Genomic DNA, 14,386 nt, shown 5'->3' with positions numbered 1-14,386 from the left:
TATATAGCTCAATTTGAAAGGGAGTTTTGTAACTTAAGGTTAACGACAGGAGCGAAGGACTCGCTCCTGTCGGAGGGTCAAGGCAGCACAGTCCAAATGGCGAAACCGGCATACCACAGCACTGCCGCGCGCAGCAGCAGCTCCCAAAGCCGATCCAGGCTATTGATGCCGTCTGCACCTACCACCGGCGGCGGGATTTCAGCAGCGACCAGGCCGACTTTTTCCACCAGTTGCGCGGCGCTGATGTCCCAGTTCAGCAGCTCGTGAAGCATGACACGACTGACTGCGACGAAATTGCCCACCAAGGCAAAGCTGGCCGCCAGCAGGCGCACCGGCAACCAGTCAAACGCATGACGCAATTGCCCGGCGCGTTCAGCCACCAGTGGGTTCTGGCTGTGCTCACTGGCCAGGGCCAAAAGCCGATAGGCCAGCGCGGCGACCGGCCCCAACAGGAAGTACCAGAAAATCACTGCGAAAAAGCTCTGGTAAGCCTGCCACAACAAATGGCCCTGAACGCGTTCCAGCAGTTGCTCACCGCTGTCGGCACCCAGCTTCAGGTCGCGCTCGGCCACGTGCTCGGAAGCTTGCAGATCACCCCGGCGCCAGGCGTCGCGAAACGGCCCGAGCCCGGCCAACAGATCACCACGGCCCAAGCTGTAGATCACCACCAGCAGGTGCACCGGCAGCGCCAACAAGCCATAGGCCACCGGTTCCAGCACCAGCAGCAACAACGCCAGCAACGCCACCGGCAGCAACACCAACAGGACCAGAATCAGCCAAGGTTGCTTGCCCAGGCGCGGGCTCGACTCCAACTTGGCCAATTCACGCAACCAGCCGCCGTCACGCTGCAATCGCTGGCGCATGGCCGAGAACTTCTCGATCCACACCGCCAGCACCAATACCAGAAAACTCATCGTGCGTGTCCTCCATCCTGCAGAGCGCTGCGAAAGCGCGTCCAATCAAAAGCGGGGCCGGGATCGGTCTTGCGCCCCGGGGCGATATCGCTGTGACCGCATATGCGCTGCGGCGTAATACCGGGATAGGCTGCCAGCAACTGAAGGGTAAGGTCGATCAGCGACCTATATTGGGCGTCGGTGAAGGGCAGGTCATCCGTGCCTTCCAGCTCTATACCCAAGGAAAAGTCATTACAGGTTTCACGCCCTTCGTAGCATGAAACCCCGGCATGCCAGGCGCGGTCGATGCAGGACACAAACTGCGTCACCGCGCCGTCGCGCTCAATCAGAAAATGCGCAGACACCCGTAGCTCTGCAATCCCTTCAAAGTAGGGATGTTCCGTGACATCCAGGCGATTCTGGAAAAACTCCTGCACCTTGCCAGTGGCGAACTGCGCCGGTGGCAGGCTGATGTTATGCACCACCAACAGTGAGATTTCGCCTGTGGGGCGCTCGTTGAAGTTGGGCGAAGGGCAATGGCGAATGCCCTGGCACCAACCGCTGGCGGGGTCCAACTGCATACAGGATCCTTGAACGTGACTAAGTGTGACCAGTATGCCGCGTTCGACCCCGTGGTTGCGATCACTTGCCGCGATTGAGTTGACGCAGTTGCCCCACCACTGCCGCCAGTGCTCGCTCGAACAGCGGTCCATCATCCAGGATGTAAAGCGCCCCACGCTTGAACGCCAGCGCCAGTTGGCCTGCACTTTTATCCAGGACTTTGAGCCCGGTGCGGCCAACAAAAACGTAGGTATTGGCCGGTGCCATGATCGCCATCAGCTTGCACCGCAGAGCGCTGGGCTGCCCTGGCTGGAACACGACCCAGTCACCGATCCGCAATTTGTAAACCTTGAGCAGGTCCGGATCATCCGCCGGGAGATCTTCAACTGAACCAGGCGGCGTTGTGCTGAGCACTAAAGGTTCGCGCACTTCGATCAACCCATCGACACCCTCGGTCGGCTGGACATGCAGGGCCTGCAAACGAACAAAAAAATCACGGGTGCTGAAGGGGTCGAAGGCTGCGCTGGTCAACCCGTCGCGCAGGGCCTTGAGCAAGCCCGGCAACTGCTCTACTAAATGGCCCCCGGCTTCGGTGTCTTGCTGCAGGCTCACACTCCAGATCAGCTCATCCATGGTGCGCAGCGCTGCTTGCCATTGCACCGACTGCTCGCCGTACTTAAGGCTGGCCAGCAACAGCACCTGGCTCCAGGCCTGTTGCAGAAACAGCACCACAGCTCGCGGTAAAACCTTGCCCAATAGCCGTCGATTGAGCACCTCGGCCACCCGTGCTCGCGCCGCGTCAGTGCGCACGCGCCCTTCTTCGGCGTCGCGAGTGTGCTGCTCAAGCAACTCGCAGCGCCGACGCTCATCAGCGGTAAACGCATTGAACTCAGTCAGCAACAGGGAAAAAATCGCCGGGTCTTCGACAAACTCATTGAGCAAACGCTGAACCACCTGCTCGATGCGCAGATACAGACTGTCGCGCTGGTAGTCAGCGACCGGGCTCCAGCCCATGGCGGTCGTGGCAATTTCATTCAACAGGCGGCGCGCTGGGTGGCTGGCACGGCTGAAAAAACTCTTGTCCAGCACTGCCACTTTCAGCAGTGGGATCTGCAGTCGGCCGATCAAAGCCTTGAAGGCGTCCGGCACGGTGCGGTCGTTGAGGATAAATTCGAACAGCAAGGCGATCAGGTTGATTACATCTTCGTCCGCATCCTCCACGACCCGCGACTTGCCACTTTTGACGCTGACACGGGTGAGCAATTGCTCAAGCTGGTTACGCAGGTCGAAATCATCTTCGACTTCCGGCTCCGGCACGTACTGCTGCAAATGGGACAACAGCCGCAACAGGTCGCGGGTGGCGATGGGCTGGGGTTCTGCGCTGGCCTCAAGCGTAGGCGACACGCTACCGCGCACGGGGGCCAACAGCGCCTGCAAAGCGGCGAAGGCTTGCTGGCCATTCTCGTCGACGGGTTGCTCCGCGCTGGGCAATGCTGCTTCACGCTGGTAATCACGAGCGGCGCGCTCGCCGGGACGACGGGAGGGTACAGCCTTGAGTTCCGGCAATACGCCGGTGGCGCCCAGCAACTGGTTGGCTTCCCCGTAGAGTTGGTCGGCGTCACTGAGCACGTATTTTTCAAACAGTTTGAGCATGATCAGTTTGACGCGGATCTCCACACCCAAACTGCGCCCCGCACGCAGGAAAAATTCGCACAGTAGCGCCGGGCCCAAAGGGTTTTCACGATCATCCAGGTTATTGCCCAGCAAGGCACTCAAGCGCGCGGTCAACTGCCCAAGCGCCAGGCCGTCTCGGTTGCGCACCCGGCCGACCATAGCCTCAAGTGCCACGGCTTTTTCCAATTCATCCTTGGATGAACTTGGCGCCGTGTCATAGGACATCACCGGCACCATCTGAAGCTCGCCCCTCCCCGCCTGACCCAGGCCGCCAAAGGCTTGGAATAACCGCTCCATGAACACGCGCTCGAAATTCTTGCGCTTGAGGCGCAGGTCGCGCATGGCTTCAAAGAAAATATGGTGATCCACGTTGCTGCGGGCCTTGTCGGCCATCTCGAACAACGTGTCGTCAGCGTTATCGAACAATTCCTGCAGCCCCTGCTGCAACTGTTGCGCGGCTCTGTCGCGAACCTGCAGCAGTACCACCGGCAGGCGCGCGAGCGGCGATGGCGTGGCGTGTGCCCTGTTGATTGGCACCACCTTTCCGTCATTGTGCATCCTGGCCTCCTGAAACGGCGGTATTGAGTTGGGGAAAGATCGGGTACAGGCCCGTTGGACGCTGTGGAAACCGCTCATCACCAGGACGTCAAAGCTATGACGCCAATTGCAAGGCGCAGGATTATCTTGCAAATGAGGGCCGTTGCGCCAGCACCCTCTGACATTGCGTGGTAAATCAGCGGTGACTCTGGGTTCGAATGCACGCTACCCCTATAATCGGGACACTTTGTTTGTGGAGCCTGTTATGCCGAACCTCCGTCTTGCCGACCTCACCGCCGAAATCGAAGCCAACGTGCGCCGTGCACTGCTGGAAGATATCGGCAGCGGCGACATCACCGCGCAGCTGATCCCGACCGAACGGCTGGCCACCGCCACCATCATTACCCGCGATATCGCTGTGATTGCCGGTACGGCCTGGGTAGACGCAGTCTTCCGCCAACTGGACCCAAGGGTCGCCGTGCACTGGCAAGTGGCCGACGGCGAGCGCGTCAGCCCCAACCAAGCCCTGTTCCACCTCGAAGGCCCGGCGCGCTCGTTGCTCACCGGCGAACGCTCTGCCCTGAACTTCCTGCAGTTGCTGTCCGGGGTCGCTACACGCGCCCGGTTCCTCGCAGATTTTGTCGCCAGCACCCAGGTCAAGCTGCTGGATACCCGAAAAACCCTGCCCGGCCTGCGCCTGGCGCAGAAATACGCCGTGACCTGTGGTGGCTGCCACAACCACCGGATTGGCTTGTATGACGCGTTCCTGATCAAGGAAAACCACATCGCGGCCTGCGGTGGTATCGCCCAAGCCATTACCGCCGCGCACAAAATCGCGCCCGGCAAGCCGGTGGAAATCGAAGTGGAAAGCTTGGACGAACTACGCGAAGCACTGGCAGCGGGCGCCGACATCATCATGCTGGATGAATTGAGCCTGGAAGATATGCGTGAAGCCGTGCGCCTGAACGGCGGCAAGGCGAAGCTGGAAGCCAGTGGCGGGATCAATGAAAGCACCCTGCTGCCCATCGCTGAAACCGGAGTGGACTACATCTCCATCGGCGCGATGACCAAGGATGTTAAGGCGGTGGACTTGTCTATGCGACTGAGCATCTGAGGTCAATATTTGATGCTTGATTGTGGTGAGCGGGCTGCCCCGCACACCACACAAGTACGTCGGCGTCAGACGACCAGGTTATTCATCTCGCAATACTCTTCCCAATCCACACCCAGCACCTCGGCCGCCTCTTTGTGCAAGGCCAGCCGCGCGGCTTCGAACTCTTCCGGTGTCGAGGTGTACTTGAGGGTCAACTCCCAAGGCTGGAGGCCCTGGCTCTCGGCCTCGTCCTCGAATGCCCACTGGATCTGGTCGCGCTGATCATCGGCGCTCAGGTCCTTGATCTCTTCTTTGAGCTGCGGCGATTCCCCGATGTATTTTTCGAGGGCTGCTTGATGTCGAACTTCCTGGGTCATTTCAGTCGTGGTCATGTTGTTCTCTTAGATCGAGGAATGGGGATGCATCTGGGTCATCAAGGTTGCGCAGATACAAAAGAGCGGGCATGAATGCCGACTCGTCTGGCCTTCAGAACCATTCTGGGATCATCTGAAAACGTTGCCGTTTAAACACTGCATCTAAAACAGTAGCGCCTTTATGCCCGAGACAGGAATCGAACCTGCGACCTTCGCGTTACGAGTGCGCTGCTCTACCAACTGAGCTACACGGGCGGTGGGCTAAAGCTAGCACCGCATCGGGCGTCCGGCAACTTACACCCCTCAGCGAGCAATGACCCCCTGGGCCCAGAAACGTGGTTGCAGGTGATTTCCATGGTCACTCAGGTATTGCTGCTGGGCTTGCGCGATGTGAGGCACATCGCGCAGTGCAATCGCAATCAACAGACCAACGGCCAGCACACTCAGTACTTTCCAAGCCCACCCAACCAGCGGTAGCGCAACCGTTGCCGAGGCACCCCACACATGCAGCGCCATTAGCCAGCCGATTGTCAGTGCCAGCCAGACTTGGGAAATGGGCATCACGATCACGCCGTCGACCATGGACTGCACCAACGCGCCGACCAACGCTGCAAACAGACATAAGCGCAGCAGATCAACGCGCTCGGCAGACAGCGCCCTCTCACGCAGCACACCAAGCGTGGCCCATCCGGAACGCCACGCCAACACCGCCACGCAGAGTGCCGACGGCACACCCCATTCGCTGGCCCATTGCAAAACGGACTGATGCGGATGGGCGGCGATCTCGTTGGCAATATCAGCAAAATGCATCGGCCCGAACCCGAGCCATGGCCGCTCGACAAGCATATGCCATGCCTGCCACCAGATTGGACCACGCCCAGACAGCGAGGTGGTCAGGCGATCACCGGCGCCACTGGAAAGCACAATCCCCAAGTGGTCGGCCAGCGCCGTAAATACCAGCCAGTACAACAACAGGCCGCCTGCGACAGCGGCCAACTGCCACCCCATCCAGCGTCGCCCCCAGGGCCCCAGCAGCGCCAGCAGTAAACCCGCCGCGCCCATCCCTAGCCATGTACCGCGCGTACCACCGCTTATCGCAATCAGCCACCAGACGCACAACAAAGCAAACGCCGCACCTCGCAGGGCGCGGGAGATATTGGGTATCAGCAGGGGAAGCGCCAGTAACGGCAGGGTGAATGTCTGGAACTGACCGTAGAAGCGCTTGTTGGAAAAGCCGGACAGCAACAGGTCAGGATCCAGCGTGCGTGCACCACTGGTGAATGCGAGCGCACCGGCATACAGATATTGGATGGTTTTGATCAGGCACAGCAGCACCACAACCAGTATCAGCACACGATCCATCGGCTCACCGCCGTGGCGCCGGAGTAAGGCAAACGCTACGGCAATCGCAGCGCAACTGAAAAACAATGCCACCTCGGTGAAGGCCCAGAGCGGCTGATGGGCCAGTACCGAAGACACCATGCCCATCACCAGAACCAGCGCCAGGCCCCAGCCCGTAAACCTATCCACCAAGGGTTCAAGCCTGGTAACCGACAGCCCATACAGCACCGCACAGACCCCGATGGCAATCTGCACTACGCGCTGCAGATCGTGCCCACTGAACGGTGCGCAGATCCCAATCGTCAGCAAGCACACCACTGCTACCAGGAACACACCGCCTCGCTGCTGTACGGATAACGCCATCGGCCACCTCTACTTCCCTGTGGATGGTTTAGCAGTTATGCGCCGCAACCCTTGCCGGCATATTTCTCTTCAGCAGTTGTAGTGCATTTCCAGCCGGTGGCGCTGCGCGTCAGGCTGATGGTCTTGCCCAGCACAGGCGCTGGCGCATCAAGTATTTCGCAACTGATGGAGCCCACGCCCGTCGTGACGTCGCCTGCTACATCGATCTTGCAGTTGGCGGTCGGGGTCGTGCCGCCAATCAAGGCCAAGGTGGGTACGGTGCCCTGATTGAAGGTGTCTTCGTAGCCGGCCTTCAAGGCAGTAATTTCAGCCAGGCCGGCAGTGAACTTGGCCTTGGCCTGGTGTGTGGTGTACATCGGGAGGCCGATGGTGGCCAAAATGCCGATGATTGCCACGACGATCAACAACTCGATCAAGGTAAAGCCTTTTTGACTCATCACATTCACTCTCCAGAATAGAACTCATGACAAGGCGCGTCCTGCACCCCGTTTTTTTCAGCGGCGCCAGTGTACTCACCCGTAAGCGGGCAATCGCGCACAAGACGCACATTCTGACATTTTATCCTGCGCCCTCGACACGCCCGAATCCGTCACCTGACTACGCTATAAATCTTCGAAGGTTTATATGCGGAACCGCGACATGAACAACGCTTCAACGATTTATGCTTGGGAAGGCATCAACCGAAAAGGGCGCAGGGTGTCCGGGCAAACCAAGGGGCACAACCCTGCCCTGGTCAAGGCACAACTACGCCAGCAAGGCATCAGCCCTGGCCGTGTGCGCAAGCACTCCCCGATGCTGCCAAGCCTTACTCATTCGGTTAAAGCCACTGACATCACGCTGCTCACTCGCCAACTGGCCACTCTGCTCAAAGCCGGAATACCCCTTCTGCAAGCCTTCGACATCATCAACGAAGGCTTCGACAACCGCGCGGTGCGTGAGCTGGTACAAGACCTGAAACAGCACATCGCAGCCGGCACCAGTCTGGCCGAGGCGTTGCGTAAACAACCGCGCTACTTCGATGAGCTGTACTGCAACCTGGTGGCCGCGGGCGAACAAGCGGGTGCGCTGGAGACCCTGCTGGACCGGGTAGCGATCCACCGCGAAAAGAGCGAGCAACTCAATGCCAGGATTAAAAAGGCCATGACCTACCCCGTTGCGGTCCTGGTGGTTGCCAGCCTGGTCACCGGCATACTGCTGGTTCACGTAGTTCCGCAGTTCCAGACCCTGTTCGCCGGGGTTGACGGTAAGCTGCCAACGCTTACCTTGCAGGTGATCGCCTTGTCGGCATTCGTGCAGCAAGCCTGGTGGATTCTGGTGTTGGGCATTGCCGCCGGAATCATGGGATTGCGTAAGGCCTATCGGAGCTCGCCGCGTTTTCGCTACTGGCTCGACGCCGGTTTGTTGAATGCGCCCTTGGCAGGCAAACTGCTGACAAAATCCGCAGTGGCCCGCTACGCCCGTACGTTGTCCACCACCTTTGCAGCCGGTGTTCCACTGGTACAGGCTTTGGACTCAGTCGCCGGCGCCGTGGGCAATGCTCCGTTCAAACAGGCAATCGAACATATGCGTCACGATGTATCCACTGGCATGCAGTTGAATCACTCCATGGCCAACAGCGGCCTGTTTCCCAGTATGGCGATTCAGATGACAGCAATCGGCGAAGAATCGGGCATGCTGGAACAGATGCTGGAAAAAGTCGCCAACCACTATGAGAACGACGTGGACGACCAAGTCGACAGCCTCACCAGCCTGATGGAACCGCTGATCATGGTGGTTCTGGGGGGGATTGTCGCGACGCTGGTCATCGCCATGTACCTGCCGGTCTTCCAACTGGGGAGCGCATTTTGAATTTGCTGTTGAGTGAGCACCCATGGGCCTTTGTGGCGATAGCGTCGGTACTGGGGCTGATCGTCGGCAGTTTTCTCAATGTGCTCGTGTGGCGCCTGCCAAAAATGCTCGAACGGGAATGGCGTGCTCAGGCCCACGAAGTGCTCGGTTTACCTGCTGAGCCTGCCGGGCCGACCTACAACCTGATGCACCCCAACTCGTGCTGCCCGCACTGTGATCATCCGATCCGGCCGTGGGAAAACATCCCGGTGCTCAGTTACCTGATACTCCGAGGCCGCTGCGCCCACTGCCAGGCAACCATCAGCACACGCTACCCCTTCACCGAGCTTGCGTGCGGGCTGATCTCGGCCTGGGTCGCCCTACATTTCGGCTTTGGCTGGCAAGCCGCAGCAGTGCTGATATTGAGTTGGGGGTTGCTGGCAATGAGCCTGATCGACGCGGACCACCAATTACTGCCGGATGTGCTGGTGCTGCCATTGCTGTGGCTGGGGTTGATCGTCAACAGCTTTGAATTACTGACGACTTTACCCGACGCCCTTTGGGGCACAGTGATCGGCTACATGAGCTTATGGAGCGTGTTCTGGCTGTTCAAATTGGTCACCGGTAAGGACGGCATGGGCCACGGCGACTTCAAGTTACTGGCTCTGCTCGGCGCCTGGGGTGGTTGGCAGATTTTGCCGATGACACTGTTGATGTCGTCGCTGGTGGGAGTGGTTATCGGGCTGATCCTGATGCGCGTGCGCAAGACTCAGGCTTCGGCCCCGATGCCGTTTGGTCCGTATCTGGCAATTGCCGGCTGGATTGCATTGCTCTGGGGTGGTCAAATAACCGACTTCTATTTGCAGTCTGTCGGTTTCAGATGACCACTTCTGTTGCAACACCCTGGATTCTTGGCCTCACCGGCGGCATCGGCAGCGGTAAAAGCGCGGCGGCCCAGCACTTTATCGACCTGGGCGTGGACCTGGTCGACGCCGACCACGCCGCGCGCTGGGTGGTCGAGCCTGGCCGGCCGGCACTGGCACGCATCGCCGAGCACTTTGGTGCACACGTGCTGCAGCCCGACGGTCAACTGGACCGCGCCGCGTTGCGCAAGCTGATCTTTGAAGTACCTGAAGAGCGCCTATGGCTGGAAGGCTTGCTACACCCGCTGATCGGCGAGGAGATTCGCAGCCACCTGGCGCGCGCGCGCTCGCCTTACGCGATTCTGGTGTCGCCGCTGCTGATCGAGTCCGGCCAGTACAGCATGACCCAGCGCATCCTGGTGATCGACGTGCCGCAATCGGTGCAGATTCAGCGTACCCTGCAGCGCGACGGCATCAGCGAACAGCAAGTACAGGCGATTCTAAAGGCTCAGTCCAGCCGTGAAGACCGCCTGAACCATGCCGATGACGTACTGGTCAATCACCAGGACCTCGCCTGGCTGCACAGCGAGGTCGAGCGACTGCACCACTTTTACCTTACTTTGCGTGGAGGCCGATCATGAGCCAACCCTTGACCGTCGACTGCCCAACCTGCGGCGCCCCCGTGGAATGGAAAACCGACAATCTCAACCGGCCGTTTTGCTCGGACCGTTGCAAACTCATCGATCTGGGCGCCTGGGCCGCTGAAGAACACAAGATTCCCGTAGCCCCGGACGCAGAAGACGAGCTGTTTTCCGAAGATCTGCCGCCTCGCCATTAAGGCCGCATAAAGGCATATTCCTGCTGGTCGTCGAGGTTCTCTGCAAGGTATTGCAGCTCGTCGGCCAGGTCTTCAAAACTGCGCACGCCCTTGCTCTGCTGCACAACCGCACTGAGCATGGCCCGCAGGGTCAGACCTGGGTCGAAACCGATTTCCTGCGCCGCATCCTGGCTTTTTCGCAACTCTTGCCGTGCCCACTCATACACACCCATGATCCGTGCTCCCCGCCTGCTTATCTAAAATTTGGCAGAGCATGGGCCTGCTCGCTCGCCCTGGGTTTGATCTGGATCAACGCTGCGAATCGTCATCCTTCCAAGGCGCAGAGAGGTAGCGGGTGCGGTTGAAGGTCTCCAGCCATTCGGGGCAAAACACCACCAGAGCGCTGATGACCATGCCGTTGATAAAGGCCTCTGGGAAGATGATCAGCCACAGGTAGCCGACGAAATCTTCCAGCCATTCCGGCATGGCAAAACGGCCGTCAAACCATAGCAAACCCAACCCCAGTAACAGGCAGAGCAAGGCCGACAGCGCGGCAGCAAAAAAACCGGAGCAAAAGATATACACGAAAGGATTGCGCGGCTGCGCCCGCTCGACCACAAGCGCACAGCCTTCGGTGATCAGCACCGGCAGCACGACCAGCAGCAGGCCGTTGACGCCAAGGGCCGCCAGGTCCTGGCGCCCAAGCAGCATTAACCCGAACTGGGCGGCAAAACCACCGACGATGGCCAGGGGCCAATCCAGCAGCAGGGTTACGGCGGTCATACCAATAAAGTGGTAGGACACACCAGTGTCGAAATCCCGCCGCACCAGCCACAACATGAACAGTGCGAACACCGTACCGAACAGCAAATGCTGGCGCCGCCGGTCGGCAAACAACTCGACCCAGGGCGAGCGCAGGATCGCCCATAGCAGCACCGGCGCGTACAACAGCCAGCCGATGCCCAGGGTTGTGGGCGCCAGCACTGCGGCGCTGATCACGGCCTCACCTGCTCCAGGGCCTGGCGCAATTCGGCAGCAGTGCCGTATTCGTGCTGAGAAACCAACGCACCGTTTTCCAGCTGCAGCCACAGCACTTTATCCGCCGCTGCGGGATAACGCGGCGCGATACGCGCGTCACGGTCCAGCATGACCCGGTAGTTGTAGGATTGCATGGCGGGTACCGCGAACAGTTTGGCGATCAGTCGAGGCATGCGCTGGATATCGGCGACGAACACTGCGTGCCGTGCTTCTAAGTAGCCTTTAGGTTGGCCTAGCAGCGCAGCATCTACCAGCTTCGCTGCGTCCATGCTGCGCGCCACCAGCAGAATCTGCGCATGGTTATCGAGGGTATAGGCTTGGTCGAATTGATCGAGCAAGGTCCAGGGAGTAAGGCGCTCGCCCACTTCAACAGCCTGCGCCCATACCGGTAAAAGACTTAGCAACAACACCACCAGAAACTTCACTGCACGCTCCTCATTCGGGGGAATTACGCTTGAAAGGCCAGTCTACACCCTGGCTTTTGCGGCAGGACTTCCTGCGGTCATCATTTGGACGCTAAGCTGCATGCATGGATGACTCAGATTATTTGCGCCTGCTCACCGTAGCAGCCGAACAAGCCAATGCGTTCCTGTCCAATGCCCGCAAATGGGAGCGTGAGCGTTGGGTCTGCCAGCGCCTGCTGCAAGGTTTGAACGTGCCTTACCGCGCCGAAGAGTTTCATGCCGCAGGTCAAGAACCACCGGATGTGCTGTTTCGCGATGCCAGTTTCGAGGTGTTTTTCGTACTTGATGAAGGGCGGCGACTGAACGACGAATGGCGAGACGAACTGCTGCGCCGGCGTAGCGCATTCTCCCTCAGCCAACTGGTGCGGCGCGAAGCCAAGCCTCGGCGAATCCCCGCTCATGAATTCCTGCTGCGCCTGGCGCCCACGTTGCGCAAGAAGGCCCACAACTACAAAGAGCGCGGGATGGACCTGGGCGAACTGGATCTTGTCGCGTTCACCAGCCTCAAGCGCGAAGTGCTCGACCTCAACAGCCACTTCCCACCCCCCACCGAATACTTGCGCCAAGGCTGGCGCTCGCTGTCTCTGGTGGGGCCAACGTTCGCGCGAGTGCTGTTCGCTCACCCGGACGCCCCGGATTTCTTGCGCAACAACCTGGGGCGCAGCATAGTGTTCGACGTGGGGATCAGCCTCTGATCCCACCCCGACTGTAACGTGGCGCCCTTTTGCAACGTCTACCTGACGAGGCCTTATATGACCAGTCGCCTGAACCCCGACGACCAAAAGCATGTCGAAGAGTATCTGCAACTCTCCCAAAACCGAGTCGAGCGCAAGCCTTTCCGGCCGTGGCTGCTCCTTGGTGTGGTGCTGGTGGTGGTGATCGGGCTCGGTCTGCTGAGCCGCCTTTTGAGTTACCTAACGCTATGAGCTGCCTGGCGCTCGCGAGGGTAACTGCTCCGATTTCTTTTAGCCTTGCGAGATATCCCTATGACCCATCGTATTATTATCGTCGGCGGCGGCGCCGGCGGTCTGGAGTTGGCTACCCGCCTGGGTAAGACTCTGGGCAAGCGTGGCACTGCCAGCATCACGCTGGTGGACACCAACCTGACCCATATCTGGAAGCCGCTGCTGCACGAAGTGGCCGCCGGGTCGCTGAACTCTTCGGAAGACGAACTCAACTACGTCGCCCAGGCCAAATGGAACCACTTCGAGTTCCAACTGGGGCGCATGAGCGGGCTTGACCGAGAGCAGAAGAAGATTCAGTTGGCCGCCACCCTCGACGAAGAGGGCCGCGAACTGGTGCCTGCGCGCGTTCTGAGCTACGACAGCCTAGTGATTGCGGTAGGCAGCACCACTAACGACTTCGGCACCGAGGGCGCGGCGCAACACTGCCTGTTTCTCGACACCCGCAAACAGGCCGAACGTTTTCACCAGCAACTGCTCAACCACTACCTGCGCGCACATGCCGGACAGACTGATGTCGTCGAGCAGATCAGTGTCGCCATCGTCGGCGCCGGCGCCACCGGCGTCGAACTCGCCGCCGAGCTGCATAACGCTGCCCATGAGCTGGCTGCCTACGGCCTGGACCGAATCAAGCCGGAAAACATGCACATCACCCTGATCGAAGCCGGCCCACGCGTACTGCCCGCCCTACCGGAGCGTATTGGCGGGCCGGTGCATAAAACCCTGGAGAAGCTCGGCGTGACAGTGCTGACCAACTCGGCCGTCAGCGAAGTCACTGCCGATGCACTGATTACCAGCAGCGGCCAGGTGATTCCGGCCAGTCTTAAAGTGTGGGCTGCGGGGATTCGCGCGCCAGGGTTCCTCAAGGATATTGATGGCCTGGAAACCAACCGCATCAATCAGCTGCAAGTGCTGCCGACGCTGCAAACCACCCGCGACGAAAATATCTTTGCGTTCGGCGACTGCGCCGCGTGTCCGCAACCGGGCACCGACCGCAACGTACCGCCACGGGCCCAGGCTGCCCACCAGCAAGCATCGTTGCTGGCTAAGTCGCTGAAGCTACGCATCGAGGGCAAGGAGCTGCCGTCGTACAAGTACACCGACTATGGATCGCTGATCTCGCTGTCACGCTTTTCAGCGGTGGGTAACTTGATGGGCAATCTGACAGGCAGTGTGATGCTGGAAGGCTGGCTGGCGCGGATGTTCTACGTGTCGCTGTACCGGATGCACCAGATGGCGCTCTATGGCTTCTTCCGCACGGCGATGCTGATGCTGGGCAGCAGGATTGGGCGTGGTACTGAGCCGCGACTCAAACTTCACTAACAACATAAAATAATGTTGGAGGGGGCCTGCTCCCGATCGCGGTGGGTCAGCTATGTCTTCATTGGCTGACAGACTGCTGTCGGGATCAGGCCCCCTCTCACGTTTGATGCGCAGTGTTTTGAGGTTTTGCGTGCGCAAAAAAAATCCCCGTATCTTTCGATACGAGGATTTTTAATATGGTCGGGGTAGGGGGATTCGAACTCCCGACATCCTGCTCCCAAAGCAGGCGCGCTACCGGACTGCGCTATACCCCGGT

Annotated in this window: 17 protein-coding genes and 2 tRNA genes; 8 read left to right on the top strand and 11 right to left on the bottom strand. The window is 59.5% G+C overall.

Annotation, left to right across the window (positions count from 1 at the left end):
- Window positions 1-77: 77 nt before the first annotated feature.
- The 3 genes from ampE to AOA61_RS02855 all read right to left on the bottom strand — a co-directional run bounded on the left by ampE (window position 78) and on the right by AOA61_RS02855 (window position 3,686).
- On the bottom strand, window positions 78-914 hold the full coding sequence (ampE, locus tag AOA61_RS02865; RefSeq protein WP_095183802.1) for a regulatory signaling modulator protein AmpE: 837 nt from the start codon (window positions 912-914) through the stop codon (window positions 78-80).
- Window positions 911-1,474, bottom strand: coding sequence for a 1,6-anhydro-N-acetylmuramyl-L-alanine amidase AmpD (gene ampD / locus AOA61_RS02860; RefSeq protein ID WP_099601103.1), 564 nt, complete (start codon window positions 1,472-1,474; stop codon window positions 911-913). The genes ampE and ampD overlap by 4 nt, the downstream gene beginning before the upstream one ends.
- Before the next feature lie 61 nt (window positions 1,475-1,535).
- Entirely contained in the window at window positions 1,536-3,686 is a 2,151-nt protein-coding gene (locus AOA61_RS02855) for a DUF1631 domain-containing protein (protein WP_099601101.1), read from the bottom strand.
- Between the two features lie 244 nt (window positions 3,687-3,930).
- Between AOA61_RS02855 and nadC the strand changes: the two genes are divergently transcribed.
- Window positions 3,931-4,779 carry a carboxylating nicotinate-nucleotide diphosphorylase gene (nadC, locus tag AOA61_RS02850; protein WP_032886200.1) on the top strand — a complete coding sequence of 283 codons (849 nt, stop codon included), beginning with the start codon at window positions 3,931-3,933 and terminating at the stop codon, window positions 4,777-4,779.
- A gap of 65 nt (window positions 4,780-4,844) precedes the next feature.
- On the opposite strand, the gene AOA61_RS02845 is transcribed toward nadC, so the two are convergent.
- The 4 genes from AOA61_RS02845 to AOA61_RS02830 form a co-directional block, all read right to left on the bottom strand.
- Window positions 4,845-5,150, bottom strand: a complete 306-nt coding sequence (locus AOA61_RS02845; RefSeq protein ID WP_032886199.1) for a DUF6388 family protein — start codon at window positions 5,148-5,150, stop codon at window positions 4,845-4,847.
- Between the two features lie 164 nt (window positions 5,151-5,314).
- Window positions 5,315-5,387: transfer RNA gene (locus AOA61_RS02840), tRNA-Thr, on the bottom strand.
- 48 nt (window positions 5,388-5,435) lie between these two features.
- Window positions 5,436-6,836, bottom strand: coding sequence for an O-antigen ligase (locus AOA61_RS02835; protein ID WP_099601100.1), 1,401 nt, complete (start codon window positions 6,834-6,836; stop codon window positions 5,436-5,438).
- 35 nt (window positions 6,837-6,871) lie between these two features.
- The gene (locus AOA61_RS02830) at window positions 6,872-7,273 is read right to left on the bottom strand and encodes a pilin (protein ID WP_032886197.1); all 402 of its coding nucleotides are present in this window, start codon (window positions 7,271-7,273) and stop codon (window positions 6,872-6,874) included.
- Window positions 7,274-7,475: 202 nt separating this feature from the next.
- Here AOA61_RS02830 and AOA61_RS02825 point away from each other — a divergent pair, with 202 nt between their 5' ends.
- Genes AOA61_RS02825 through yacG form a run of 4 tightly spaced genes read left to right on the top strand, consistent with a single transcriptional unit; the run spans window position 7,476 to window position 10,364 of the window.
- Window positions 7,476-8,684, top strand: coding sequence for a type II secretion system F family protein (locus tag AOA61_RS02825; RefSeq protein ID WP_099601098.1), 1,209 nt, complete (start codon window positions 7,476-7,478; stop codon window positions 8,682-8,684).
- On the top strand, window positions 8,681-9,547 hold the full coding sequence (locus AOA61_RS02820) for an A24 family peptidase (RefSeq protein WP_032886195.1): 867 nt from the start codon (window positions 8,681-8,683) through the stop codon (window positions 9,545-9,547). Before AOA61_RS02825 ends, AOA61_RS02820 begins: the two co-directional genes overlap by 4 nt.
- Entirely contained in the window at window positions 9,544-10,167 is a 624-nt protein-coding gene (gene coaE, locus AOA61_RS02815) for a dephospho-CoA kinase (RefSeq protein ID WP_099601097.1), read from the top strand. Before AOA61_RS02820 ends, coaE begins: the two co-directional genes overlap by 4 nt.
- A complete protein-coding gene (yacG, locus tag AOA61_RS02810; protein ID WP_032886193.1) occupies window positions 10,164-10,364 on the top strand; it encodes a DNA gyrase inhibitor YacG in 201 nt (66 codons plus the stop codon). The genes coaE and yacG overlap by 4 nt, the downstream gene beginning before the upstream one ends.
- On the opposite strand, the gene AOA61_RS02805 is transcribed toward yacG, so the two are convergent.
- The 3 genes from AOA61_RS02805 to AOA61_RS02795 all read right to left on the bottom strand — a co-directional run bounded on the left by AOA61_RS02805 (window position 10,361) and on the right by AOA61_RS02795 (window position 11,806).
- Window positions 10,361-10,576 (bottom strand): hypothetical protein, encoded by a 216-nt coding sequence (locus AOA61_RS02805; protein WP_032886192.1) that lies wholly within the window; start codon window positions 10,574-10,576, stop codon window positions 10,361-10,363. The two genes, yacG and AOA61_RS02805, sit on opposite strands and share 4 nt — an antisense overlap.
- Window positions 10,577-10,652: 76 nt before the next feature.
- Window positions 10,653-11,342, bottom strand: coding sequence for an energy-coupling factor ABC transporter permease (locus tag AOA61_RS02800; RefSeq protein WP_032886191.1), 690 nt, complete (start codon window positions 11,340-11,342; stop codon window positions 10,653-10,655).
- On the bottom strand, window positions 11,339-11,806 hold the full coding sequence (locus tag AOA61_RS02795) for an FAD/FMN-containing dehydrogenase (RefSeq protein WP_099601096.1): 468 nt from the start codon (window positions 11,804-11,806) through the stop codon (window positions 11,339-11,341). Before AOA61_RS02795 ends, AOA61_RS02800 begins: the two co-directional genes overlap by 4 nt.
- 104 nt (window positions 11,807-11,910) lie before the next feature.
- On the opposite strand from AOA61_RS02795, the gene AOA61_RS02790 reads away from it, so the two are divergent.
- From AOA61_RS02790 to AOA61_RS02780, 3 genes are read left to right on the top strand one after another with little or no spacing between them, the layout of a single operon-like run.
- The gene (locus AOA61_RS02790; RefSeq protein ID WP_032886189.1) at window positions 11,911-12,540 is read left to right on the top strand and encodes a DUF1780 domain-containing protein; all 630 of its coding nucleotides are present in this window, start codon (window positions 11,911-11,913) and stop codon (window positions 12,538-12,540) included.
- A 57-nt stretch (window positions 12,541-12,597) separates the two neighbouring features.
- Complete coding sequence (locus tag AOA61_RS02785; protein WP_032886188.1) at window positions 12,598-12,771, top strand: DUF3094 family protein; 174 nt, start codon at window positions 12,598-12,600, stop codon at window positions 12,769-12,771.
- Between the two features lie 60 nt (window positions 12,772-12,831).
- Entirely contained in the window at window positions 12,832-14,130 is a 1,299-nt protein-coding gene (locus tag AOA61_RS02780; protein ID WP_032886187.1) for an NAD(P)/FAD-dependent oxidoreductase, read from the top strand.
- Between the two features lie 177 nt (window positions 14,131-14,307).
- Here the strand turns inward: AOA61_RS02780 and AOA61_RS02775 are convergent.
- Window positions 14,308-14,384: transfer RNA gene (locus tag AOA61_RS02775), tRNA-Pro, on the bottom strand.
- Between the last annotated feature and the right edge of the window lie 2 nt (window positions 14,385-14,386).

Source organism: Pseudomonas sp. 2995-1 (assembly GCF_002742505.1).
GTDB classification, from domain to species: Bacteria; Pseudomonadota; Gammaproteobacteria; order Pseudomonadales; family Pseudomonadaceae; genus Aquipseudomonas; species Aquipseudomonas sivasensis.
This window is presented reverse-complemented; position numbering and strand designations above follow the sequence as displayed.